This is a genomic window from Okeania sp. SIO1H4, from assembly GCF_010672695.1.
GTDB lineage: Bacteria > Cyanobacteriota > Cyanobacteriia > Cyanobacteriales > Microcoleaceae > Okeania > Okeania hirsuta.
The window spans coordinates 43770-67677 of the sequence record NZ_JAAHGB010000036.1; the positions used below are offsets into that span (position 1 = coordinate 43770).

General features: G+C 33.6%; 22 protein-coding genes. 14 read left to right on the forward strand and 8 right to left on the reverse strand.

Going from position 1 to position 23908, the window contains the following annotated elements:
• Nucleotides 1-932: 932 nt before the first annotated feature.
• A complete protein-coding gene (locus F6K06_RS20825) occupies nucleotides 933-1070 on the reverse strand; it encodes a photosystem II reaction center protein K (protein WP_124146178.1) in 138 nt (45 codons plus the stop codon).
• A 277-nt stretch (nucleotides 1071-1347) separates the two neighbouring features.
• On the opposite strand from F6K06_RS20825, the gene F6K06_RS20830 reads away from it, so the two are divergent.
• The 3 genes from F6K06_RS20830 to F6K06_RS20840 all read left to right on the forward strand — a co-directional run bounded on the left by F6K06_RS20830 (nucleotide 1348) and on the right by F6K06_RS20840 (nucleotide 4884).
• The gene (locus tag F6K06_RS20830) at nucleotides 1348-1968 is read left to right on the forward strand and encodes a class I SAM-dependent methyltransferase (protein ID WP_205127583.1); all 621 of its coding nucleotides are present in this window, start codon (nucleotides 1348-1350) and stop codon (nucleotides 1966-1968) included.
• On the forward strand, nucleotides 1965-2993 hold the full coding sequence (locus F6K06_RS20835) for an alpha/beta fold hydrolase (protein ID WP_124146180.1): 1029 nt from the start codon (nucleotides 1965-1967) through the stop codon (nucleotides 2991-2993). Before F6K06_RS20830 ends, F6K06_RS20835 begins: the two co-directional genes overlap by 4 nt.
• 808 nt (nucleotides 2994-3801) lie before the next feature.
• Nucleotides 3802-4884, forward strand: a complete 1083-nt coding sequence (locus F6K06_RS20840; protein ID WP_124154120.1) for a saccharopine dehydrogenase family protein — start codon at nucleotides 3802-3804, stop codon at nucleotides 4882-4884.
• Nucleotides 4885-5278: 394 nt separating this feature from the next.
• Here the strand turns inward: F6K06_RS20840 and F6K06_RS20845 are convergent, their stop codons facing one another.
• Entirely contained in the window at nucleotides 5279-5908 is a 630-nt protein-coding gene (locus tag F6K06_RS20845) for a DedA family protein (RefSeq protein ID WP_124146182.1), read from the reverse strand.
• Nucleotides 5909-5994: 86 nt separating this feature from the next.
• Between F6K06_RS20845 and F6K06_RS20850 the strand changes: the two genes are divergently transcribed.
• Both F6K06_RS20850 and F6K06_RS20855 read left to right on the forward strand, forming a co-directional pair.
• Entirely contained in the window at nucleotides 5995-6171 is a 177-nt protein-coding gene (locus tag F6K06_RS20850; protein ID WP_161564630.1) for a hypothetical protein, read from the forward strand.
• A gap of 228 nt (nucleotides 6172-6399) precedes the next feature.
• A complete protein-coding gene (locus F6K06_RS20855; RefSeq protein ID WP_124146183.1) occupies nucleotides 6400-6747 on the forward strand; it encodes an STAS domain-containing protein in 348 nt (115 codons plus the stop codon).
• Between the two features lie 164 nt (nucleotides 6748-6911).
• Here F6K06_RS20855 and F6K06_RS20860 read toward each other — a convergent pair whose 3' ends face one another.
• From F6K06_RS20860 to F6K06_RS20880, 5 genes are all read right to left on the reverse strand, one after another.
• Nucleotides 6912-7469 (reverse strand): Npun_F5560 family protein, encoded by a 558-nt coding sequence (locus F6K06_RS20860; RefSeq protein WP_375339357.1) that lies wholly within the window; start codon nucleotides 7467-7469, stop codon nucleotides 6912-6914.
• Between the two features lie 479 nt (nucleotides 7470-7948).
• On the reverse strand, nucleotides 7949-8314 hold the full coding sequence (rpsF, locus tag F6K06_RS20865) for a 30S ribosomal protein S6 (protein WP_124146185.1): 366 nt from the start codon (nucleotides 8312-8314) through the stop codon (nucleotides 7949-7951).
• 119 nt (nucleotides 8315-8433) lie between these two features.
• Nucleotides 8434-8907 (reverse strand): Tic20 family protein, encoded by a 474-nt coding sequence (locus tag F6K06_RS20870; protein WP_124146186.1) that lies wholly within the window; start codon nucleotides 8905-8907, stop codon nucleotides 8434-8436.
• Between the two features lie 926 nt (nucleotides 8908-9833).
• Nucleotides 9834-10031 (reverse strand): hypothetical protein, encoded by a 198-nt coding sequence (locus F6K06_RS20875; RefSeq protein ID WP_124146187.1) that lies wholly within the window; start codon nucleotides 10029-10031, stop codon nucleotides 9834-9836.
• A 357-nt stretch (nucleotides 10032-10388) separates the two neighbouring features.
• On the reverse strand, nucleotides 10389-11255 hold the full coding sequence (locus tag F6K06_RS20880) for a methyltransferase domain-containing protein (protein ID WP_124146188.1): 867 nt from the start codon (nucleotides 11253-11255) through the stop codon (nucleotides 10389-10391).
• 575 nt (nucleotides 11256-11830) lie between these two features.
• On the opposite strand from F6K06_RS20880, the gene F6K06_RS20885 reads away from it, so the two are divergent.
• From F6K06_RS20885 to cobA, 8 genes are all read left to right on the forward strand, one after another.
• Nucleotides 11831-13162 (forward strand): TrkH family potassium uptake protein, encoded by a 1332-nt coding sequence (locus tag F6K06_RS20885; RefSeq protein ID WP_124146189.1) that lies wholly within the window; start codon nucleotides 11831-11833, stop codon nucleotides 13160-13162.
• Between the two features lie 352 nt (nucleotides 13163-13514).
• Entirely contained in the window at nucleotides 13515-14213 is a 699-nt protein-coding gene (locus tag F6K06_RS20890; RefSeq protein WP_124146190.1) for a TrkA family potassium uptake protein, read from the forward strand.
• Between the two features lie 580 nt (nucleotides 14214-14793).
• Nucleotides 14794-15843 carry a homogentisate phytyltransferase gene (locus tag F6K06_RS20895; RefSeq protein ID WP_124154121.1) on the forward strand — a complete coding sequence of 350 codons (1050 nt, stop codon included), beginning with the start codon at nucleotides 14794-14796 and terminating at the stop codon, nucleotides 15841-15843.
• Between the two features lie 1080 nt (nucleotides 15844-16923).
• Complete coding sequence (locus F6K06_RS20900; RefSeq protein WP_287308782.1) at nucleotides 16924-18051, forward strand: choloylglycine hydrolase family protein; 1128 nt, start codon at nucleotides 16924-16926, stop codon at nucleotides 18049-18051.
• A gap of 641 nt (nucleotides 18052-18692) precedes the next feature.
• The gene (locus F6K06_RS20905; RefSeq protein WP_124146193.1) at nucleotides 18693-18875 is read left to right on the forward strand and encodes a hypothetical protein; all 183 of its coding nucleotides are present in this window, start codon (nucleotides 18693-18695) and stop codon (nucleotides 18873-18875) included.
• Nucleotides 18876-19063: 188 nt separating this feature from the next.
• Entirely contained in the window at nucleotides 19064-19288 is a 225-nt protein-coding gene (locus tag F6K06_RS20910) for a hypothetical protein (protein WP_124146194.1), read from the forward strand.
• A 96-nt stretch (nucleotides 19289-19384) separates the two neighbouring features.
• A complete protein-coding gene (locus F6K06_RS20915) occupies nucleotides 19385-19870 on the forward strand; it encodes a hypothetical protein (RefSeq protein ID WP_124146195.1) in 486 nt (161 codons plus the stop codon).
• A gap of 159 nt (nucleotides 19871-20029) precedes the next feature.
• Nucleotides 20030-21607, forward strand: a complete 1578-nt coding sequence (gene cobA, locus F6K06_RS20920; RefSeq protein WP_287241443.1) for a uroporphyrinogen-III C-methyltransferase — start codon at nucleotides 20030-20032, stop codon at nucleotides 21605-21607.
• 901 nt (nucleotides 21608-22508) lie between these two features.
• Here the strand turns inward: cobA and F6K06_RS20925 are convergent.
• On the reverse strand, nucleotides 22509-22931 hold the full coding sequence (locus tag F6K06_RS20925; RefSeq protein ID WP_124146197.1) for a DUF2809 domain-containing protein: 423 nt from the start codon (nucleotides 22929-22931) through the stop codon (nucleotides 22509-22511).
• A gap of 749 nt (nucleotides 22932-23680) precedes the next feature.
• On the opposite strand from F6K06_RS20925, the gene F6K06_RS20930 reads away from it, so the two are divergent.
• Nucleotides 23681-23857 (forward strand): hypothetical protein, encoded by a 177-nt coding sequence (locus F6K06_RS20930; protein WP_161564896.1) that lies wholly within the window; start codon nucleotides 23681-23683, stop codon nucleotides 23855-23857.
• The last annotated feature ends 51 nt before the right edge of the window (nucleotides 23858-23908 follow it).

Here is a 23908-nt window from a genome sequence, read left to right on the forward strand (position 1 = left end):
AAAATCTAGAATATCTCACAACTCAAATAAGAGCGCTATAAATCAAGAAAAATAATCAGTGTTGCATATTAAATTGATAATTAGTAATAGCTAATTTTCAAGAAGCAATTAATTATTCCCTAACAGTAGTTTTATCCTACTACTATGCAACACCAATTTAGCTTATATTCCCATGATGTTAAAGTTGGATTTAAGTTTTTATCCTCATGTTTTGACTTAGATAAAACGTATATCTAAAAGACCTGTTTTCCCCAAAAAAAATGCTAATCTGTCTTAGATTTATCTAAGTTTTTTTTAGCGACGATAATCAAATGATTTTCCAGTAATAACTAAGTAGAAAGAAGACATAAATCAAGAAAAATAATCAGTGTTGCATATTAAATGAATAATTAGTAATAGCTAATTTTCAAGAAGCAATTAATTATTCCCTAACAGTAGTTTTATCCTCCTACTATCCAACACCAAATTACTTTGGAAAACAAATTATCTTATCTTATAGATGAGTAACCTAAATTTTTTTTATAGGTCTATTTAACTGATGCAATTAATACTGGTTAAATAAGTTAGGTTAACCACCATGTGCTGTGGGATGGTACGTTAAATAACACACTTCGCACCCCACGTTTCTAAATATTTATTTGATATTTATTTGACAAAGACTCTATTATAAGTTTATCTTTTCTGTAGTGGGTTTAATGCTCAACCGTCTACACAATGTTTAAAATTTTTTGGGGTTTGTAGACACGAAGTGGCTTGTCGTTGACTATCCATAAGCAATTTTCCCTTCTGCCTTCTGCCTTCTGCCTTCTTCAATGAACTTATCCTATTAATACTGGTTAAAAAAGTTAGCTATCAGCTTCCCAATTATTATGCCTAATAAATTCTGATAAATAATTAGAATGGTAACTGATAGCTATCTTTAAGATTAATCTTTATTTGAAACCAACTGCTGCTTGCCACACAAAAGCTAACAACAAGAAGAAAACAGGAATTACTGGTAAAACATCAACTAACGGGTCAAAAATAGAGTAAGCTTCTGGCAGTTTTGCCAATAACATTGTTAATTCCATAAAATCTACCTACCTTTTTCACAAAATTTTTATGATATTTAGTATATCTTAACCTGAGCAATTAACATCAAAACTTATCTCCTCATATCTAAATCTCAACTAATGGAAATATTGGTGTTGGTAAATCCAGTAATTAATATCTGAGGGACAAAAATATTTCAAAACTTCAGATAGTAAATGAACGGCAGGCTAAAATATTTGAGCATTTCTACGGACTAGGAATAGCACAAAGTTTTAGGATTTAATCTAAAGTAGAATATCTACTATTAATAGAATATTGAATAACAAAAGAATGTCTGAGATAGAAACAAACCAGTGGTTAAAGTGGATTTGTTCGAGTCAAAATATTGATGAGTTAGTGGAAAACTACGACCAATGGGCAGATACCTATGAGACAGATATTGAGAGATTTTGGAAACCAGTGCCTTTAGCAGCATCACTTATGCTTGCTCAATATGTGGCCAATAAACAGGACACAATTCTTGATGTTGGGGCGGGAACAGGTCTAGTTGGTGTGGCCTTAGCTGAATTGGGATTTGAACAAATCATAGGTATGGACATATCACCTAGTATGTTGACCAAAGCAGCAGAAAAAGGCATATATAAATCCTTAGTTTGTTGCTTTATAGGTGATGAGCAATTCAGAAACTTAGAGAGGGCGAGTGGTATTGTCGCTACAGGAGTATTTGCGGAAAACCATGCTGGTTCAGCAGAACTGAATCAACTTCAAGACAATATCAAGTCTGGAGGTGTGTTGGTTTTCACGGCACGTCAGAGTTTCTTGCCTAAACTTGAGAAAGTCTTAAACCAACCAGAATGGACTCTTATTGATTCCAAAGTAATGCCGATTTACGATGATCCTATTAATCTTTTAGCGTACAAAATTTGTCAAAAATGAATTCAGAATTGAAAAGACTTAAGCAAATTAATCAAAAGTTGGCAACATCTCCTAATCTAAGTCGCCGTGAATTGCTGGAGATGAAAGTGATTCAAGAAAGCCAAGAATTGGTTAATCGAGTCGGTGCTACAAACGAACCTAAACAAAGTCTGCCATTCACGAAGTTATATCTACCGATGGCCTTCACAGGTATTTTAGAGCCAAATAAGTTAGTTGATGATACTCATCGTGCAATTCAGATCCTATTACCTGGTACTGGAACGACCTTTTCTGTTGCTGAAACACTATGTGATGTTGCAGGTACTTTTCATGGGCGAAAAAGCAAAAACCGTGGACGTGGGCGTAAAAGTAACCAAAGCTTACTAACTGAATTACTACCCGATGGTGAGACATTCCGTGTAGCATCTTTTCCTACTGACCTTCCTCTCAATGGTATGGGTTCAGATGCCCCATTTGAGTTTGCCAGCGAGCAAGGTCTAATGATCATGCTTCGTCATGTCCACCTGGTTTTGTCACGACTTTATCCCGATCGCCCAGTTTTTATTGCTGGACGTAGTCAAGGTGGTATAGCTGCCATACTTTATGCACAACATTATGATGACTTAGCTGGGGCAATTGCAGTTAATCCGCCACACCCAGACCCAGAGTTGTTCCAGTTTACTGTTCAATATTTGGAGGATAAAGCGGAAGTTTTGGCCGACCTTCTCCATGCTCCCGGTGTTACTTTGCATCCTCGTAGTTGGGAAGCTTACAAGACTTTTACTCCTGAGTTTAACTATCCATCTAGAACATCCCGATCTCCAATCCTAACTTTGGTTAGCTTGGGCGATCCATTCAACTTGTTTCCCCAGTATGCTCATGCACTGAAGGAATTTGCAGAAAATGACGAAAAATGTAAGTTACATATACTTGATGCAGGACACAATCTTTGGGATAGAAAATCAGAAGATACATATCGAGAAGTAATTCGTTTGCAAACTCAATTCATTTTGAACCAGATGAAATATGAGTTTGCTCTAGCTTGAATGCTATGGGAGATAAAACAGATATTATGATAATCTAAATAACTTAGGCTTGTTAATTATCAGAAAGGTATGAACTCAAGTAATTAGAAGTTAATAAAACATGAAGTGAATTAGGATAAAAGAATAAAATTTTGGAGGAATTACTTTCACATTTTTATTACTATGCCAATATTTTTTAGATCTAAAAAATACTCATCAAGAAGATATTGAAGTCCTTTAAACTGTTCAGCGCGGTGGCGTTGCTGAGGGGCGGGATGAATCTTTTTTGAACAGGTAAATCTCATCCTTAATACTTCATACTTCTTTTTTGCCCAAGCATACAATTCGTCCCACAAATATGCAACGCCGGGGGGTTAATCATCTTTAGGTTAAAAGAAAAGCTTATTTATCATTAATATTAAATCGGAAGCTATTGAATGGGAATAAATAATTTTTGAACGAATGGAAAAATTGACTAAAAAGACATTAGATGTTGAAGTATATCTAAATTTGCATAGCTATTTTAACCATAATTTACGATCTATAAAAATCTTGATCTGTGATTAGCTATTTTTTGCTTTAGTCAAGATATTCACTTCAAATGTATAAATATTGTCTCGTTGTTTTAAAAATATTAATTTCAGGTTGCCGATCAAATAGTAAGTTACTAAAAAAGCATTAGATGTTTAACTCGTTTTGAGAAATTATTCGCCAGTAAGTGTATATTATTATGTTTTCTACTACCCTACTCCTCCACTCAAGAAAACATAGAAAAGTTTTTGATATTTGGTATTAAATATTTTAGGAAATCCTCAAACAATTAATAAGTATGTATCAAGTCACAATCTTAGGAACAGGAAAAATTGGATCGGCGATCGCCAAGCTCTTACATTACAGTGGAGATTACAGCATACTTGTTGGAGATATAGACCCTAGAGCTTTAGAAAACTTAACCGCATCTTTGCCAGTCAATACTTTTGTCATAGATGTGACTGATGAAGTTGCTCTTGCAGAAAAACTAGAAGGCCAAGATTGTGTTGTTTCTGCTTGCTCCTATGAGGTCAATCCTATTATTGCTCGTGCTGCTGCCAAAGCTGGAGTTAGTTATTTCGATCTAACAGAAGATGTGGCCACTACCAATGCAGTTCGCTCCATTGCTGAAAAAACTCCTGATGATTTGATCTTCGCACCCCAATGTGGACTTGCTCCAGGGTTTATCGGCATCCTTGCTCATCATCTGTGTAGTGGTTTTGAGAAGCTTGACGAGGTAAAAATGCGTGTCGGTGCTTTACCCCAATATCCATCTAATATGATGATGTACAACCTCACCTGGTCTACCAAAGGTCTGATTAATGAATACTGTAATCCTTGCGAAGCTATTCATAACGGTCGTAAAATTGAGGCAATGCCTTTAGAAGAGGTAGAACATTTCTCTGTAGATGGGGTAAATTACGAAGCATTTAATACTTCTGGCGGCTTGGGGACTCTTTGTGAAACTCTTGAAGGCCAAGTGCGTACTCTCAACTACAAGACCGTGCGTTATCCAGGTCATCAATATCTGATGAAATTTTTAACTCAAGAATTGGGTTTAAGCGATCGCCGCGAACTTCTGCAAGAAATATTGGAAAATTCTATTCCTATTACTAAGCAAGATGTAGTAGTTATTTTCTGTACTGTAACTGGTTGGAAAAATGGCTATCTTCAACAAATAAGCGATGTCCGCAAGATTTACTCCCTCAATTTGCATGGAGAAACCTGGAGTTCTATCCAGCTTACAACTTCTGCTTCTGTTTGTGCTGTCTTAGATATGTATCTCCATGGGGAAATTCCACATACTGGTTTCCTCAAACAAGAGCAGATTAACCTAGATGCCTTTCTTAGAAATCGTTTTGGTTGTTATTATAACCTGTAACTGTTACAGGATTTTTGCTCCTAATTAACAATGGTTTCCACTTGTCGAGTTTGATATTTTTTAGACCGTAAACTTTGTGAGTTATACCATTTTCAAAAAATACTGTTACAGTGCTTTATTCTGTTAGTAGGAGTTTTGAGATTAATACTGTAGCGACCTTTTTTGAATTTGGTATTAAACTATATTCAAGCATATTTTTCGTGACATCCTCTCTAGCTATTAGGCGCGGAGATCCCTACTAAAATTATAGCTCTTCAGTGAGTTGGCGTTTTTATGGCGCAAAGCTTCTGCTAAAATCGGATGCTGCGAACTAATACGGTAGTCCTACACTTTCCTCTGCGTCCGTTTAGAGTTTCTGAGTGGCCCTCGGCAGCTAATATTAAAACTTAAATTATCAACCTGTATTTTCTTTTCCTTTCTTCAAAGACTCTAACCAAATAGGAATCAAAATCCAAGCTACCACTAACACCAAAGCAGCTACACCAAATTGTGCCACCCAAGATACTAACTTTTCTAGAGGTACAACTTGTCCCAAAAAGAAGGATAAACTGACCATTGTTAATGCCCAAATAGTCGCTCCACTAGCATTGCATAATAAAAATTTCCAGTAAGGCATTTGAGCAATTCCCGCCAAAGGGCCAGCAAAAATCCGTAGTAACGTAATAAATCGACCAAAAAATACTGCTTTAGCTGCATTTTTACTAAACTGATTTTTCGCGTCTATCAGTTTTTCTTCTTTAATCCGAAATATTTGACCTAACTTCAACATTAATGGCCAGCCACCATACTTGCCAAGCAAATATCCACAACTGTCGCCGAATACTGCACCTATAATTGCACAGCTAAGTACATATCTATAAAGTAATTCCCCACTACCTGCAAGGAACCCACCTACGAGTGTAACTGTTTCTCCTGGTAAGGGAACTCCTGCATTTTCGAGGGCTATTCCTAAAAAAATGGCTAGATAGCCGTATTTATTGGCAATTAATTGAATTGTTTCTAATGATACAAATTCTAGGGACATTATACGGTAATCTTTAAGCGAACTTGATCAAATTTATCATTTTTTTATATTTTATTGCCAAATAGTGGCTTGTAAAGTCTGTAAAGATGGTTTTGAGGGGTAGCCAATCTCAAAAAGCATTACCCAAAAATCATGTCTTACAAAAATCTATCCATCATTTCAAAGTTGATAGACCAGTAGTTATATCTAAACGGAACTTATTTATTACTCAAGCAATATTTATAGATTATAGAGAACTAATTGATGTACCCAAGAATTATTAAATATATCACAAAAGTTAACAACTTGCACTATAATTGACAATAATTACTGTCAATTTTGTATTTTATACAGGGAACTCTATTTCTAGTAAAGTGAATTTCCTGAGTATCATTACAACTTCTGGATTGTTGATAATTAGGGTGTAATGAATTATCTTTAATCTAAAACAATTTATATTTCAGAGCAAAGTAAAAAATAATTTTTTTTCTTTTTAATTAATGGTGATACCTATGAAAGCTATTGATGTCAGTCAACATATTATTCTCATTCCGAATCACCGCTTAGACTTAGCTGGAGCAAATGTGATTAAGCAGCAATTCATATCTCTACTAGAAAAAAACTACAATCTTTGGATTATTGATATGGCCAATGTGGAGTTTATAGATAGTTCTGGTTTAAGTGCATTAGTTATTGGTTTAAAAAAGGCTCGTGAACATGGCTGTAATTTAGCTATCTGTAACCTTAACCCCACAGCTAGATTGGTTTTTGAAATTACTCAGTTAGATAGGGTTTTTCAAATTTTTGATAGTATTGATGATGTTTTTTTAGATTCTCATGGAAAATTAATAACAGCTTAAGTTAAGCTGATTTTTAAATTCTCGGCTCAGATGCTAAATTTAATAGTAACTGAGCCGTTCTTACAGTAGTTCACTAATTATAAAAATACTATTCTCTTGAGATAAAACTTGATAATAATGCTAAGATAGAATATCATACCTATCTCAGCAAATATTTACTTAAATTAAGCATTTCCAAACGTCGGCATCTCTACAGAAGAACCTGGTTGTCCCTGACCAAAAGCAGGTAAATCTAGGCCATTAGCACGACGATTTCTAACTGCTAGACGATAACTAACACTTTGTAACTCTGCATGAAGTTGACGGTTTTCCTTTTGCAATATTTCCACTTTTTCAAGTACTTCTGCAAGTCGTTCGGAGAATTTTTGACGATAGACTTCTGGTAGCTCTTGTACTACTTGTTCTAACATTTGGGAGCGGTCTGTTAACTCTTGCACAGAATGACGTAAATTATATACTTCTGCATCTCGTTCAGAGATTTGTTCTTGATAAAAATTTACTTGTTGTTCAACTTCATTGAGTTGTTCCTTTAAACTCTGCATTTGAGATTGGTAACTTTCAGGAACTGTTGATGTTGGTACTATACTTGTATTTCCCTTAACTAATCGAAAAAGTTCTTGAGACAATTGTTGAATTAATTGGTCTCGCATTTGTAATTCTTCGTTAAGACGAGATACTTCAAGTTGAAGTTGTTGTGAATTTAACTTTTGCATCTGCTTCACTTTAAGTTTGCTCCTAATTATTCAGTAGTTCCTATATAACTTATATTTTATATTTAGAAATAGTATAGCTCTATAGCTAATATAATTAGACATCTCCAATAATAAAAAATAAAATCAATTATCCCACAGAAATTATCAATTCTTTCCCCCTACTCCCGACTCCCTTTTTTCTGGAGATGTCTATTGATAATGTAAAGGAAATAGGAGAGGAGTCTCCCCTATTTTAAGATGCTCAAGTTCTACTTTTTTGTTGAATTTGCCTTTTTTGGGTTAATCAAAACTCTCAAATTTGTTAGTCCAAATAATTAGGGTGCATCTCAATGCAAGAATAAAGCCAAAAAATTATCGCTTTTAGGCAACAGGCAACAGCTCATCTGGCAACAGGCAAAAGGGAATAGAGAATAGGGAATATATAGGAAAAAAGTATTTTTGCAAATATTGAGATGCACCCAATAATTATGTGCTGCCGTGAAACATTACTATTCCACTGCTGCTAATGGTTTTGGTCGTTCTTGAGTATCTGGTACAGTAGTATCTGGTGTAGTATTTTTGGGTACTTCCTGTTTAATCGTTAAGTAACGAATAACCTCTTCACTCAAACGCATTGCCCTCTCCAATACAGCTATTTGAGTCGGAGGACCTTGATAATTCATCTGAACATATGTACCTTCTCGATGATCGTTGATCTCATAGGCTAAACGACGCTTACCACGATGTTGAATTTCTATGTCGTAAGCGCCCTGCTCCTGCAATAAATCTTTATATTTTGCAATTTCTTGTTCTACCTGTTCTTCATTCAGGTCTGGACGCAGGATATACATTGTTTCATAAATGAATGGTTTCATGGAAATAATCTCCTTTCGGACTACATGGCTTCTAGCAAATTTATGCAGAAGCAAGGATCTTTTATTTTACAAAATTTTCACCACAAAGACAAAATAAAGGGTGTGAGTGTGAAAAATATTTAGCGCACTTGCATATAAACAGCTTCAGAAATAGTAGGTATTTCTGCGTAGCGTCCCATGACTGATTGAACTACTGCATAGATAAATGATGCTAGAATTCCGATGAATATCATATTAGAGAGAGTTTCCAGAATAAATCCTCCTAAACTTGCTCCCAAGATTTGCAGAATTAGACCACACAAGATTAAAATAATATCCAGTAAAATTGCTTGCATTGTATTGAAACGAATAAAGTGAGATATATTTTCATTTCTCACTACTAACAAGAACAGAGCGAAGAAAACTATTAGGCCAAAGAAGGGTATACCTCTATAAATCTGTAACAAAGGGCTAAGAAGAACTGGTATTATCTGTATGGGAGGGAACTGTTGGAATAAATATCTGCCATACACTAACCCATCTAGCAAGGGTAATAGATAAGGTAAGCTAGCAAAAATTCGGTCTTGAACAGTTGTAGAACCGCGCCAATTCATTGTAAAATACTCCTGAGTTTGATGATAAGTAAGTAAATATAAATTCAGGATAGCGCAGTAGTTAGATAACTTCAGCCCTGGATCGTATTTTGTGGCCTAAAAAATCACTAAACTTTCAAATTTTCAGTAATTTTAAGAAAAAAATAAAAATACTTTCTTTCTTTGGGAAAAAGTCAAAGGTAGGCCCTTCCTTACTAGGACTCAAGTTTCAAGCACAAGTGCCTAGTTTTTCACTATAATTAGGTAGATAGTCACCATCTAAAAAATGATGCAATAGAAGCAATACTTGTATTAGTCTACCTGTTGGTGCCTCTAAAAATATTATTCTATATTCTTCAAATAAGTAGTCCTAAATAATTGATCAAAAAAACAAAAAAGTAGATAATTAAAGTGTTAAGTGTTTAAAACTGTGTTTTGCTCAGTAATGAAGATATTTTCTACACAACTCAAATCTGAGCGAACTATTTTGTTTACTTTTAAGATACATTTAAATGATTAGCTTCAAGGCTAAATGCACTATTTTAATCTACTTTTAATTTTCATCCTGACTATAGTTTTTTTATTTGAGATGTAAATCTAGATAGAGTTTTTTGTTATAAAAAAAAGCGCACCGAACAAATACCCTATCTCCTGGTGTTTGCTACTAACTATATTAATGCTGTTTTTCCTCCTTTACTATTCCCTGTTTAATAGTACTTGGTTTTCACTTCCCAGATAAAAATGCTATATCAAACTAATAATTTTTTGTAATTATATGAAATCCGGTTATACAGGTTATACAATTATTGCAAAACTACCTCCACTCAATGTAGACATTTCACGGAATACCTCTAGATAATTGCCATGCTCAATTCTTCTTTTCTCCTGACTCGCTCTTCCTGACTCCTGACTCCGAGGGCTATACGATAAATTATCCGGATTCTATATTATTCTATACTGGCAACGCGGAAACCCATTTGACACTCATACTGATCTGCTTGAGTATCTGATAACTTAGGAACTGGATGACCACAACGTAATTGACCACCTTTCCATCGGGGTTGACCACTTCTATCGGCTAACAAACAACTTTGACAAACTTGTTGAGGAGCAACTAGCTGATTTTCCATTAAAATAACTAACATAAATTACACCTCCAGGAATATCCCATATGGTGTATCTATTGTAAGCGATGATTATAGCAGAAGTAGGTATATTGGTACAGAAATTAACATTTACTGAAGATGCAGTGATGAAATCAGCTTATGAAGTCAAAAGTCAAAATTTAAAAGTCAAAACTCAAAAGTAAGATTTTAACTTTTGAGTTAAAAATTATGGGATGAAGTCAAAAGTCAAAATTTAAAAGTCAAAAGTAAGATTTTATAGGCTCGAAACTTTAATCTCATAGTAATTTCAGGAAATTATTTCATATCTACATATCTAAAAAAGTATGAAAATTTTGACTCACTTCCACTGATTTTAACAGAATTTGTAGTAATCAACTATTTATTCCCCCGCACTAGACCAAATTTTATTAATCCTCGTTCATATCCACTACTCATTAACTCCAAGGAAAGGGCAGCTTGAATTGTTGTCCAACCACTAAAGAGTAAGTTCATAATTACTTTAGGGTCAAAAGCTGATTCGATCACAATATTCCAGAAGGGAGCAGCAGCAGTTGACCAGTCAGCAGTGCAGATATTTTGAAAGCCGACATTTTGGGCGATCGCTTCATATTCTGGCAAAGAAATAACATAAGGCAGAGCATAGACGCGATATATTTCGGCTAGATGTCTCCTTTCATCGTCAGTTAGTTGTCCATAGGAGCTACCAACTGGACGATGACACCAAGTAGCCATAATTATAGTTCCACCTGGTTTGAGGACTCTATGGCATTCTTGCAAAAATTTCTGTTTATTAGGCATGTGTTCTCCACTTTCGAGAGACCATACCAAGTCAAATGATTCATCGGCAAAGGGCATTTCTAAAGCATTTGCCACTATAAAATTAGTAGTTTGACTTAAGTTGGCTACATCAGCTCGTTCTTTAGCTCTTTGGGCCTGGACGGGAGAAAGGGTAATGCCAGTGGCAGTGGCATGAAATTTTTCGGCTAAGTACAATGTACTACCGCCTATACCACAACCGACGTCCAGGATCGAGGTAGGAGGCCAAAAATTTGATTTTTCATTTAATGCTCCCCATTGAAGTAGTTCTTCAATCATGTCTATTTGGGCTTGTCGTCTATTTTTTTTCTGCTTACCATCTTGTCCATAATGGCCATGGTGCATGTGTTCGCCCCACGCTTGTTCCCATAGACTGGAGGAAGCATCATAGAATTGTTGAATCTGTTCGATTAAGTTTGAGGTCATAATTATTAATCAATTAAGATTGAGGATTTATTTTCCTGGACTATTATATAGCAATCATATTTCAGTTGTAAGATTTTAGTAGTAATTAGGAGTCAGGAGTCAGGAGTCAGGATTAAGAATATAAAAGGATTTTGATGGCTTTTAATTGTTATTAAATATCTCATAAATTTTTCCTGATTACTACATAATTTAACACAAAATTTAAAGGTTTAAAATTATTATTTTTCTAGAAAAAAATTAAGTGTTTGTAATTTTAGATGTTAATTTATGCCATTATTAATGTGAATTACTGTAAGCATTTAGGTGTCAGCTAGTCTCCTACTGAGAAACTATGTTAACAGCCATCAGCTATTAACTTAATTGCCCTTTTTTGAGGAATCAGAGTTGAAAGATTTAATAGAATTAAAAGTCTGAAATAAATTAGCTACTTGCTCACGACTCAATATTACTCAAATTCTTAAACTACTAATTTCTGAAAGCTGACCGCTAATGGCTTAATGGTTACGAATTAGTATAAGTTATTTGTGATTGAAATAACTCGCCTAAATTTTAAATATACATACTAAAAATTTGAAATGAGTTTAGCTAGAACTGTATGTAAAGGTTTTATTGCTGTTATTATTATTGGTGCTATATTACTCATGTTACCTATTTCTGTGAGTAATGGAAATTGGAGTCATCCTGTAACTGCTTTATTCACAGCAACTTCTGCTGTTTGTGTGACGGGACTTTCTGTTGTGAATGTGGGGGAATATTATTCTTTTTGGGGGCAATTATTTCTATTGTTATTGGTTCAAATTGGAGCTTTGGGTTATATGACTGCTACAACTATTCTTTTGTTGTTGCTTGGTCGTAAATTTCGTCTGCGGGAAAAAGTGGCTCTTCAGCAATCTTTGGAACAAGTAGGATTGGCTGGTGTAGAACCTTTAATTAAGTCGATTTTGGCTACAACAATTGTGTTTGAATTGACTGGTATTTTGTTGCTTTTGTTTGTTTTTGTTCCAAATTATGGGTTTAAAGAAGGTCTTTGGTATTCTGTTTTTCATAGTATAAATGCTTTTAATAACGCTGGTTTTAGTTTATATGCAGATGGGTTTATTAAGTATGTCAAATCTCCGTTACTAAATTTTGTGATTACTGGCTTGATTATATTTGGAGGATTGGGTTATCAAGTGATTATGGAAATATATTTATGGCTGAAAAGTTGTTGGAAAAAAGAGCAAGTTTTTCACACTTTTTCTCTACATTTTAAAGTGGTTACTAATACAAATATTTTTTTATTAATTTTTGGTATTATTACTTTTTTTATTGCCGAATTTAACAATCCTCAGACTCTAGAAAATTTTAACTTAGGGCAAAAATTAATTGCTGTTTGGTTTCAATCTGTTACTACTAGAACGGCGGGTTTTAATACTATTGATATTGGGAATTTGACTGATGCTGGTTTATTTATCACGATTGTTTTAATGTTTATTGGTGCTAGTCCGGGTAGCACTGGAGGGGGTATTAAAACTACAACTTTTAGAATATTATTGAATAGTACAAAAGCAGCTTTACAGGGTAGGGAAGAAGTTTTATGTTATCAACGTAAGATTCCGGTTATAGTTATTATTAAGGCTATTGGTGTGGTTTTTGCCTCAGGTTCATTAGTGGCGATCGCTACTACTTTAGCTGCTTTTGCTGACCCAGAATTAGAGTCAATTCAAATTTTATTTGAAGTTATATCTGCTTTTGCTACAGTTGGTTTATCTACGGGAGTTACTTCTAATTTTACAATTCCCGGGCAATTAGTATTGATTTTAACTATGTATATAGGTAGGGTGGGTGTCTTACTATTAGTTTCTACTATTTTTGCTGAACAAAATCCTAGTGCGGTTCAGTATCCAGAGGAAAATTTATTTGTATAATTTTTGAGTTTTAGGGAGTAGAGAGTAGGGAATAGAAAAGAAGAAAAATAACTTTACCTTAGTAACTTGAGAAACCCTATATTGATGCTAAAGTTAAAAACACAGCAAAAAAACTAAGAGAACAAATTTAGTTAGTTGTGAAAAATTTTTCTCAGCATTGGTAAAATCTGAAAATAGATATTTTGGAGGCAACGTTATTTTTGCTATTTATAGCAATGTGCGCTGGCATATTTACAAATTACAGGAACTGTCCAATAGCTAAAAATCTTATATTATCAGTTTTTTATTCCCCTATTGCCTGTTGCCTGCGCGCAGCGCCATACAATATAGAAGCTATAACGTTGAATTTTTAGTGAAATTATCGTCTTGGAATTTTTGGCAAAATTTAAAATCTGAAACTAAACAATTTGCAGTAATTGGTTTGGGAAGATTTGGTAAAGCAGTGTGTCTAACTCTGCATAATTTGGGCTATGAAGTTTTGGCTATTGATAGAGAAGAAAAAAGAGTAAATCAAGCTTTAACTGACAAAATATCTTCTCATGCTTTAGAGCTTGATTCAACAGAAATTAATGCCATTAAACAAGCTGGTATTTCAGATTTTGATACAGTAATTGTTGCAATTGGCAATTATTTGTCGGAAAGTATTATTACTACTCTCAATCTTAAAGAAGTAGGAGTAAAATTTGTAGTAGCTAAAGCTTCTTCAGAAACTCATGTCAAACTTTTAAACAAGGTTGGAGCAGACTATGTGGTATTTCCAGAGAGAGAAATGGGTTGCGAATTAGCACGATTATTGAGTAAACCTAGAATACTCGATAAATTTGATATAGACCCAGATAATAGTATTGTAGAATTTATTGTACCAGAAAAATTTGATGGTAAAACTATTGCTGATTTAGAACTACGGAATAAATATGGTTTAAATTTACTGGCAGTGAGCGACGGAAGTGAAAAATTTCAAATTAATCCGAAGCCTAGTACAATTTTAACTAAAGGAATAATAATGATTGTACTTGGCTCTAATCAAGATATTAATCGCTTGCCAAATTAATGGGTGCATCTCAATGCAAGAATAAAGCCAAAAATTTATTGCTTTTAGGCAACAGCTCATCTGGCAACAGCTCATCTGGCAACAGGAAATATGTAGGAAAAAAGTATTTTTGCAAATAATCTTAGATGTACCAAAATTAATTAATATTACCGAATAATTAATAATTAATAATTAAATAATTAAATAATTATGGTTTAAAGTCTCCCCTTTTAAGGGTAAGAAATAAATAATATTTCCTTATATTCAATTCCGTAACGGTTAAAATCAGAGGTAATTATCAATTATCCATTATCAATTAATGAAAGCGTTTTTCATTTAAGTAAACTACAAAATTATTTTTGCTTACGGAGGATGGAGTAGGGAGTAGAGAGTAGAAAAATGCTTTTATTACCGAAAAATTGTGGTTTAAAGTCTACCCTTTTAAGAGGATAAAAAGAAAAATTTTCCTTTTAGTCAATCCTCTACTTTAAAAGAAGAGGTAATAATTAATTATTAATTATTAATTCTTGAATATAGTCTATCTATGTGAAAACTGCTATAAAATAATCGTAAATTAAGATAAAAATCATTCAAGGTAGTTATGGGAGAAATTTCACATTATCAGGAAGCAAAAATCACAACTAATTTGGTGCAAAAATATTTTCCATGGCTATATAGTTTTTGGAAGTTTGCACGTCCCCATACAATTATTGGCACAACATTAAGTGTATTAGCAATATATCTAATTGCTCTGGGCGATCGCTCTGATTTTTTCAATCAATCTTTGTTCATCTATAGTTTAATTCTGTTATTGGTAACTTGGATAAGTTGTCTATGTGGAAATATTTATATAGTAGGATTGAATCAATTAGAAGATGTGGAAATAGACCGAATTAATAAACCTGATCTTCCTATAGCTGCTGGTGAATTTTCTCGGTTTTCTGGTCAAGTAATTGTGGCAATAACGGGAGTTTTGGCTTTAAGTTTTGCTCTAGTTTGCGGACCTTTTTTATTAGGTACGGTGGGAATAAGTTTAGTAATTGGTACATTTTATTCTTTGCCTCCTATTAGATTAAAAAGATTTCCTTTTTGGGCAGCTTTATGTATTTTTACTGTGCGGGGAGTAATTGTTAATCTAGGGTTATTTTTAAGCTTTGTTTGGGGATTAGAAAAAGTTGAGAAAGTTTCAGGAAGTTTAAATAAATGGATAGAAGGAGTAGGTGAAATAATTATCCTCAAAAAAAGCTTGATCATTCCAGAAATTCCTCCAACAGTATGGGTGCTAACTTTGTTTGTAATAGTCTTCACTTTTGCTATTGCAATTTTTAAGGATATTCCAGATATTGAAGGAGACCGTAAATTTAATATCACTACATTTACAATTAAATTAGGGACATTTACTGTATTTAATTTGGCAAGGTGGGTATTAACAATTTGCTATGTCGGTATGATTATATTGGGTGTAGTTTGGTTGGCAAATGTTAATTTCATTTTTTTGGCAATAACTCATTTTTTAGCTTTATGTTTAATGTGGTGGCGTAGTCAAAAAGTAGACTTGGAAGATAAAAGAGCGATCACTGATTTTTATCAATTTATTTGGAAACTATTTTTCCTAGAATATTTAATTTTTCCTATGGCTTGTCTTTTATAGCAATCAGATTTTGGTTGTGTCAAAAATTTCTGAGAATCAGGAAAAGTCTGCTCTGGGAAAAAAAAGGTAATAATTTCAGATTTTCTATTGTTACTTGGGTTATTTTTTCGGAAACTATTTTGCCGAGAATATCTAATTTTTCCTATGGGTTTTCTTTGATAGTATTCAGATATTGGTTATGTCAAAAATTTCTGGGAATCAGGATAAAGTCTACTCTGGGGAAAAAAGGTAATCATTTCATATTTTATATTGTTGCTCAGGGCATTTTTTGTGATAAATATGGGTGTAGAGGATAGCAAGTAAAATTATTACAAACTAGATGATAATGTTGATTTTTATCTATTTATTGGAAAAGTACTTTTTCTTATGAATCTTCAATTTTACTATGGGTTATCTTTTATAGTAGTCAGATTTTGGTTCTTTCAAAATTTCTAGGAATTAGGAAAAGTTATCTCTGGGGAAAAAAGGTAATCATTTAAGACTGTACTAGATAACTAAATTATTCCTCCTTCTTCTATATTTTTCCTTTGAATATTTAATTCTCCTATGGGTTGTCTTTGATAGTAGCCAGATTTTGTTTGTGTCAAAAATTTCTAGGAATTAGGAAAAATTAGCTCTGTGAAAAAAGGTAATAATTTCAGATTTTATATTGTTGATCGGGGTATTTTTTCTGATAAATATACCTGTAAGGGATGGCAAATAAAATTATTACAAACTAGACGATGATGTGGAATTTTATCAATTTATTTAGAAATTATTTTTCCTTTGAATATTTAATTCTCCTATGGGTTGTCTTTGATAGTAGTCAGATTTTGTTTGTGTCAAAAATATCTAGGAATTAGGAAAAGTTAGCTCTGGGTAAAAAAAAGTAATAATTTCAGATTTTCTATTGTTGTTCGGGGTATTTTTTCTCCGAAATATGAACAAAACGCAGCATAATTACTCATTGTATTCTTCACACAAAAATAATATTAATTATTATGTAAAGCACCAAAAATCAGCTAAGTGATGAAAAACATAAAATCAATAGTGCTAATATTAACTTTAGCCTTTCTGTTTTGTTTCATTATCAAATCAATAGTGCTGACATTAGCTTTAGTCTTTCTGTTTTGTTTCATTAACCTAATGCCTCCTGCTTACGCTTGTACAGGTATTACCCTAAAAGCAGAAGACGGTGCTATGGTCTATGGTAGAACAATGCAATGGGGTAAGTTTGATCTAGAATCTCGAATATTGATCCTCCCCAGAGAGCACCAGTTTGTGACTGAACTCTCTAGGGATGAAAATGTCCATTTGCCTGGTATACGGTGGACTGGCAAATATGGAATAGTAGGAATTGATGCTGTAAATAGGCCAATTCCTCTTGACGGCATGAATGAAAAGGGATTAGTTGCTGGAGTCTTTGATCATCCAGACTTTGCTGAATATGTGGATTATGATTCAACTATGGCAGAGAAATCTATGGCACCGACCGATGTTGTCCAGTATCTTCTTTCCACCTGTGCCACAGTAGATGATGTTCGTGAGGCAATAGACCAAATCTTAGTGGTAAACGTTGTTGAACCAGTTATTGGGAAAACTGCACTATATCATTTGATGGTCAGCGATCCTTCGGGGGAACAGATCGTCATTGAATGGTCACAAGGCAAACCAAAAATTTTTGATGCTGAACTAGGGATTATTACTAACTCCCCAACATACGACTGGCATATTACTAATTTACGAAATTATGTCAATATTTCTCCTGTAGCTTATCCAGATCGGAATATTGGCTCAATTAATTTTAGCCCATTAGGTGTCGGTAGTGGTATGATTGGGCTTCCAGGAGATTTTACGCCTCCATCACGTTTCATCCGTGCTTTTGCTTTTTCTCAAACTGCAAGAGCAACTACTGACGGACCTGAGACGATGTATGAATTGTTTCGTATACTTGATAATTTTAATGTTCCGCTCGGACCACCCGAAGAATCTGAAGATGAATATATAGACACATCAGGTATGCGGAGTGCGACCGTTTGGACAACAGCTTACGACCTCACAAATAAGGTAATCTATTACCACACTCAACATAACCGTCAAGTCCGCAAAATTGATGTTGGCAGCTTAGACTTTGAAACTATTAGGGATATGCAGGCGTCCCCCCTTGATATAGTGAAGGAACAGAATATTGAGGATCGGACTCCTGGAAAGCTTAAGGTTTCATCATAAACTTTCGGCTATGCTTTTAGATTTTAAATTGAAGATTGATATAGATAAGGAATGAGGATTTTATTATCTACACAATTTAAATTATTTAAAGTCCATATAATCTGAGTTCTTTCAAAAAAATTCTGGAATTTATTTAATTATCATTCCTAGTAATGGGATATAAACAACCCCCACTATCTAAACTTTTATGGAATAGAAATTAAGACCTCTCATCCAACCTCTCTTTTTTCTTCAAGGGAGGGGGGTTGAGAGGTTATAAAATTTTTCAATGGGATTTTGTTTTCGATGCTATATATCTCTCAGGAATTTAGAAATTTGGTATTAGGTTCTTTTTATAAATATTGATATTGAGCAATTATATAGTCAGATTAAAAAATCTAATGAAGATATTGTTTTACATAAATTAAGATGGTACAAAATTGCGGATAATTACTCTCAAAAACAATGGCATGATGTATTAGCAATTCTTAAAGCTAGACTAAAAATATTAGATTTTAACTATTTGAAACTGTAGAGCAATTATCTAAAATTAACTCCATAATTAGAAAAAGCTTTTGATGAAACAAACTTGACTTGATATTACTAAACTAGAAAACTCTATATTCACTCAGAGATTATTTTTAACTTTTAACTTTTGACTTGTGCATAGCGCTTCGGAGAGATTATCAGTAGGTAAGTGGGAAAATTTACAAGTACGTCAAATGTGTTGCCATAGTCAAAAAGTAGACCTGCAAGATAAAAGAGCGATCGCTGATTTTTATCAATTTATTTGGAAATTATTTTTCCTATGGCTTGTCTTTTATCATACTTATAATAGAAGGTAAAAATTTAGGATTTTATTTAACCATTAAAATTATGCCGTTAAGAGCTATTTTAGATAATCAAGAATTATTAGCCCCACTACTATCTGATAAAGAATGGGAAGAATTAAAACGTAAAAAAGTTTAAGTTATTTTACCTTGTTGTGAAGCAAAAGGACATTTAAGAACTTCAAAATTGGGAACTAAGCATTTTGCTCATAATAAGTAAAGATGGATGTAATTATAAATCAGAAACATGGCAACATCTTTTATGCAAAACAGAAATTGCTAAAGTCTGTAACATTATGGGTTACGCTGTTAAAACTGAAGCAAGTAGATTAGATTGGAGAGCCGATGTTTTAGCTACTAAGCAGGAGAAACATCAATTAGTTCAACTGGCTTTTGAAGCTCAATGGAGTCCTCAAATCTTAGAATAAACGAAAGAACGTCAAGATAAATATGCCAGAGATGGTATTAGTTGTTGCTGGTTATTTAAGAAGTTACCAACATCCGAAGAAAGACAAGATATACCGATGTTTCAATTACAGTTTGACCAATCTGAAAATCATACAGTAATTTTTGATAATAACACCTATCTTTTAAAGAATTTTATTACTGAAATTTTATCTGGTCATTTTAAATTTTCTCAATTTTACCGATATAAAACACAGCAAGATATTAAAATCAGATTTTTTCCTGTTAATTGTTGGAATTGGAAGTGTCACGGGAAATATTATATTTATCACGTTCACAATGAGTCTTATGAAACTTTATGTGGGTGTAATTTTAATTTAATAGACTACATTATATTAACAGAAAAAATTATAGATGAACCTCAATTTCTTCCTGAAATTGTAAATAAAGCTTATGAATGCTTGAAGACTGAAAAAGCTAAACGTCAAAATATGAAAATGGGCAAAATTAAATATCGCTATAGCAAAACTGTTGGAAGCTCTTACACTTCATTCGGTTGTCCTTATTGTGATGCAATATTTGGAGATAATCATTATTTATTTTGACAAAATTTGCGAGGTTGAGTATGGATATATTCAACACATTGATTTTGAAACAACTGTTAATATCTCTTCCGAAAAACTAAATATTCTTCATTGGTGCTATTCTCCAACTAAAGATTTTTGTTGCAACTACTAATTTGGATTAACTTAACTCATACAAACATGACTAAATTACTAGGAAAAGTATATATTGTTGGAGCTGGACCTGGAAGTAAAGAATATTTGACTGTCAAAGCACATTCTCTCATTACTCAAGCTGAAGTATTAATTTATGATGCCTTAGTTGATGATTCAATTCTAAAATTAGCACCAGAAAATTGTTTAAAAATAGAGATGGGTAAACGTGGTGGTAAACCCAGTATGTCTCAGTCAGAAATTAATAGCTTGTTAGTAGAAAAATGTCGTTTAGGCAAACAAGTAATTAGACTAAAAGGAGGAGATCCTTTTATTTTTGGTCGTGCTTCTTCAGAAATTCAAGCATTAATTGAAGCTGGTTGTGAATTTGAAGTTGTACCAGGAATTTCTTCTGCATTAGCTGCACCTTTACTCGCAAATATTCCTCTGACAGATGCAGTAATGAGTAGAGCTTTTATCGTCTTGACTGCTCACGATATAGAAGCATTAGATTGGCAAAGAATATCTCAGATTGAAACTTTAGTAATTTTAATGGGGGCACGAAATTTAGATGAAATTGTGCGTCAGTTATTAAGACATAAAAGAACATCTCAAACTCCTGTGGCAATTATTCAAAATTGTGCCACTCCAAAACAACAAATTTGGATTGGTAGTTTAGGGGATATTGTTCAACAAACATACACTGAATATTTGTCCCCTTGTGTGATAATAGTAGGGGAAGTAGTCAGGTTACGAGATTATTTAAAGTCTCCAAATAATATGGTTAAAGAAAATTCAGTAGCCAAAATTGAAATAGCGCCTTTAGCAAATAAAACTGTTTTAGTGACTCGTGCAGCAGGTCAGTCTAGTAAGTTTAGCGATCGCCTACAAAAAGCAGGGGCAAAAGTAATTGAAATGCCTGCTTTAGTGATTACTCCTCCTTCAAGTTGGCATGATTTAGATGTGGCTATTAATAATATAGATACTTTTGATTGGTTAATTTTGACTTCTACAAATGGGGTAGATTACTTTTTTGAAAGGTTGGCAGAGAAAGATAAGGATAGTCGTGCTTTATCTGGCGTAAAAATAGCAGTTGTTGGTAAAAAAACTTCGGGAAGTTTGAATGCTCGTGGTTTGAAGGCGGATTTTATTCCACCTAATTTTGTTGCTGATTCTTTGGTGGTAAATTTCCCAGAAAATTTGAGTGGAAAAAAGGTTTTATTTCCCAGAGTAGAGACTGGTGGTAGGGAAGTATTAGTGAATGAGTTAAATAGTAAAGGTGCGGAGGTAATAGAAGTAGCTGCTTATGAGTCTAGTTGTCCAGAAAATATTTTACCGGAAGCTTTATTAGCACTACAAAATTGTCAGATAGATATTATGACTTTTGCTAGTTCTAAAACGGTGCGAAATTTTTGTTATTTGACGGCTGAAAATAAAGATAATTTACCGCAAGATTGGTTAGAAAATATTTGTATTGCTTCTATCGGACCTCAAACTTCTCAAAGTTGTCACAGTTTGTTAGGTAGAGTAGATGTGGAAGCTCAAGAATATACTTTGGATGGGTTGACTGAAGCTATTATTAAATGGGTAGAAATTGAAAGTCAAAAGTCAAAATTCAAAAGTTAAAAGTAATAAAATAAGCACTTAGCTCTTATACCAAATTGAAATGAAGCTGCATAGAATAATATTTTAAGCATAATTGACCGCAGGTAAGCGTAGATAAAGATAGATCGATTTAATGAATTTCATCATTCTATGCAACCTCATATAAAATTGGTATTAGCAGTCAGCTATCAGCAAATAATACCAAATTCAAAAAAGGTCTCTACAGTATTAATCTCAACACTCCTAGTAACAGACTAAAGCACTGTAACAGTATTTTTTGAAAATGGTATAATGAATGATTCCTTCTAAGGTTAAAAGACCTTACTTTGGCAGTAACTTTTAATTCCCTCTCAATTTCAAGGGTTGCTTTTGCCTCTTTCTGTTATTTTTCTCTCATTAGATATCTTCAGAAAAGAGGTATTATACCAAATTGATAAATGTTTGCTACAAATAGCTAGGATATTTCTTAGGAGTCAGGAGTCAGGAGTCAGGAGTCAGAATTAATGGCTTAAATACCATTTTTTAGGCCGTAAATCATCCTTTTTGTCAAAGAGAATATCCTGTAAAATCTTTTTATTCCTCAGGACTTACACAGAGACTCTATATATAGAGAGAGCGAATGCCATTCGCCCCTACAGATGGTGGTTTTACAGTCAATTTGCGTAAGTCCTGATTCCTCTTACTATTCGTAACATTCTTTTTTTAAATTGGTATTAGGGAGTAGTGAGTAGGGGGAAATAATTGATGATTTCTGTACGATAGTTGATTTTATTTTTTATTATTGGAGATGTCTATTAGTAGCTGATAGCTAATAGCTGATGGCTGAATGCTTACCTAAAATCCGGTTATACAGTTATCGCACTTTCTACTTCCATCCAATGCAGACATAAAATGCCGGAATATTCCCAGATAATTCCCACTCTCATCCTTTCTTCCTACTGACTCCTGACTCCTGACTCCTCTCATCATAAAATTTGAAGTAACGTAAAAATATCCAAGTCAATGTACAACCTAATATATAGTACAAAAAATCCCACCATACAAAAGTATTTCCTAACAACAGTCTGCCAATTAAAGTTGCTCGAATAGTTTGTAAAAAAGGTGGTTTCCATAACTGCATAAATTCTAGAAAACAGGTGACAATAAATACCCAAAAAGCTACTAAACCTGGTTTAAGTCGAGGTCGAATAAAAATTACTAAAAAAATCCAGAATGCTTCATAAAAAATTGAACTAAAAGAATTATTTAGCCATTCTGAAAATAGTCCTTCATAAAATTTAGTTGCAAAACCTAAAATTACAGTAAATATCAAACAAATTATAATTTTAATTCTATATCTTTTCATCTTTTCAGAAAAATTATATGAAATATAAAAAAGAATGCTACGAAGAATTTTCCTCCTGAAAAGACTTTATTTAAAAATGCCTATTTGGCGTTGCTGAATGATAATGATTTTTAGATTAAGTATCAACGCAAAACATAAGTTTTTCAATTTGACCTTCAGCTACTTACCATTACATTTCAGCAACGCCGTCTATTTGACTAAAAACAGAGTTTTACTTTAGCTAAATGAGATAGCAATTTCCATGCTTATGGGGTCATTTCAGTTATCAGTTATCAGTACCTCTGAAATAAGGAGGCTTAAAATCAGGAATATTCTCTTTTTTTATCCCCTTAAAAGGGGAGACTTTAGACCACAATTTCTCGGTAAAAAATTCCTTTGCTTTAGAGAGTAGGGAGTAGGAAATAGAAAAAAGGATAAAGGAGAGGCTTTAAACCTTAATTATTCGGTAAACGACCAACCACTTCATGTCTTATAACCCCAAATAATTTTAAGCGCCCCCGTTGACCGTAGGGTATTAAACCCGCCACAGAAAAGATAAAAGAAGGTTACAAAATTGTTTTTATAGACAAGGGAAAACAGGAAACAAATATTTGTTGCTAAATAAATACAGCGTATTTCAGGTTAATGAAGTACAGTAATATCATGTCTGAAAATAGCGTGAGAAAAACAACTTTCTTCCCCTCTTACTTCCTCTTTTCTATTGTAACTCCCTAATCTGATAGCTTCCCTACCTATAAGTCCCCAATCCAATGCCCTATTTAGGGTTTGCGCTCAAAAGTATTTTAGTAGGGGTAGGAGACAACCCACCCCTAACCCCTCCCAGGAGGGGAAGACAGCTATACTGGAGACAGGAGAAATGGATCGGGAGCGAGGAAGTAGGAGCGGGCGTTTTGTCCCAAGATTGTTCTGCCCAACTATGCGCCTAAAATACGCTCCATGCATGAGCGTGAAGAGCTGAAACAGGCGCACTTTTTTCG

Coding starts and splice junctions, on each gene's coding strand:
- F6K06_RS20825 (WP_124146178.1), bottom strand. CDS start 1,070: ATGGAATTAACAATGTTATTGGCAAAACTGCCAGAAGCTTACTCTATT.
- F6K06_RS20835 (WP_124146180.1), top strand. CDS start 1,965: ATGAATTCAGAATTGAAAAGACTTAAGCAAATTAATCAAAAGTTGGCA.
- F6K06_RS20840 (WP_124154120.1), top strand. CDS start 3,802: ATGTATCAAGTCACAATCTTAGGAACAGGAAAAATTGGATCGGCGATC.
- F6K06_RS20845 (WP_124146182.1), bottom strand. CDS start 5,908: ATGTCCCTAGAATTTGTATCATTAGAAACAATTCAATTAATTGCCAAT.
- F6K06_RS20850 (WP_161564630.1), top strand. CDS start 5,995: ATGGTTTTGAGGGGTAGCCAATCTCAAAAAGCATTACCCAAAAATCAT.
- F6K06_RS20855 (WP_124146183.1), top strand. CDS start 6,400: ATGAAAGCTATTGATGTCAGTCAACATATTATTCTCATTCCGAATCAC.
- rpsF (WP_124146185.1), bottom strand. CDS start 8,314: ATGAAACCATTCATTTATGAAACAATGTATATCCTGCGTCCAGACCTG.
- F6K06_RS20870 (WP_124146186.1), bottom strand. CDS start 8,907: ATGAATTGGCGCGGTTCTACAACTGTTCAAGACCGAATTTTTGCTAGC.
- F6K06_RS20875 (WP_124146187.1), bottom strand. CDS start 10,031: ATGTTAGTTATTTTAATGGAAAATCAGCTAGTTGCTCCTCAACAAGTT.
- F6K06_RS20880 (WP_124146188.1), bottom strand. CDS start 11,255: ATGACCTCAAACTTAATCGAACAGATTCAACAATTCTATGATGCTTCC.
- F6K06_RS20885 (WP_124146189.1), top strand. CDS start 11,831: ATGAGTTTAGCTAGAACTGTATGTAAAGGTTTTATTGCTGTTATTATT.
- F6K06_RS20895 (WP_124154121.1), top strand. CDS start 14,794: ATGGGAGAAATTTCACATTATCAGGAAGCAAAAATCACAACTAATTTG.
- F6K06_RS20915 (WP_124146195.1), top strand. CDS start 19,385: ATGTTTCAATTACAGTTTGACCAATCTGAAAATCATACAGTAATTTTT.
- cobA (WP_287241443.1), top strand. CDS start 20,030: ATGACTAAATTACTAGGAAAAGTATATATTGTTGGAGCTGGACCTGGA.
- F6K06_RS20925 (WP_124146197.1), bottom strand. CDS start 22,931: ATGAAAAGATATAGAATTAAAATTATAATTTGTTTGATATTTACTGTA.
- F6K06_RS20930 (WP_161564896.1), top strand. CDS start 23,681: ATGCCCTATTTAGGGTTTGCGCTCAAAAGTATTTTAGTAGGGGTAGGA.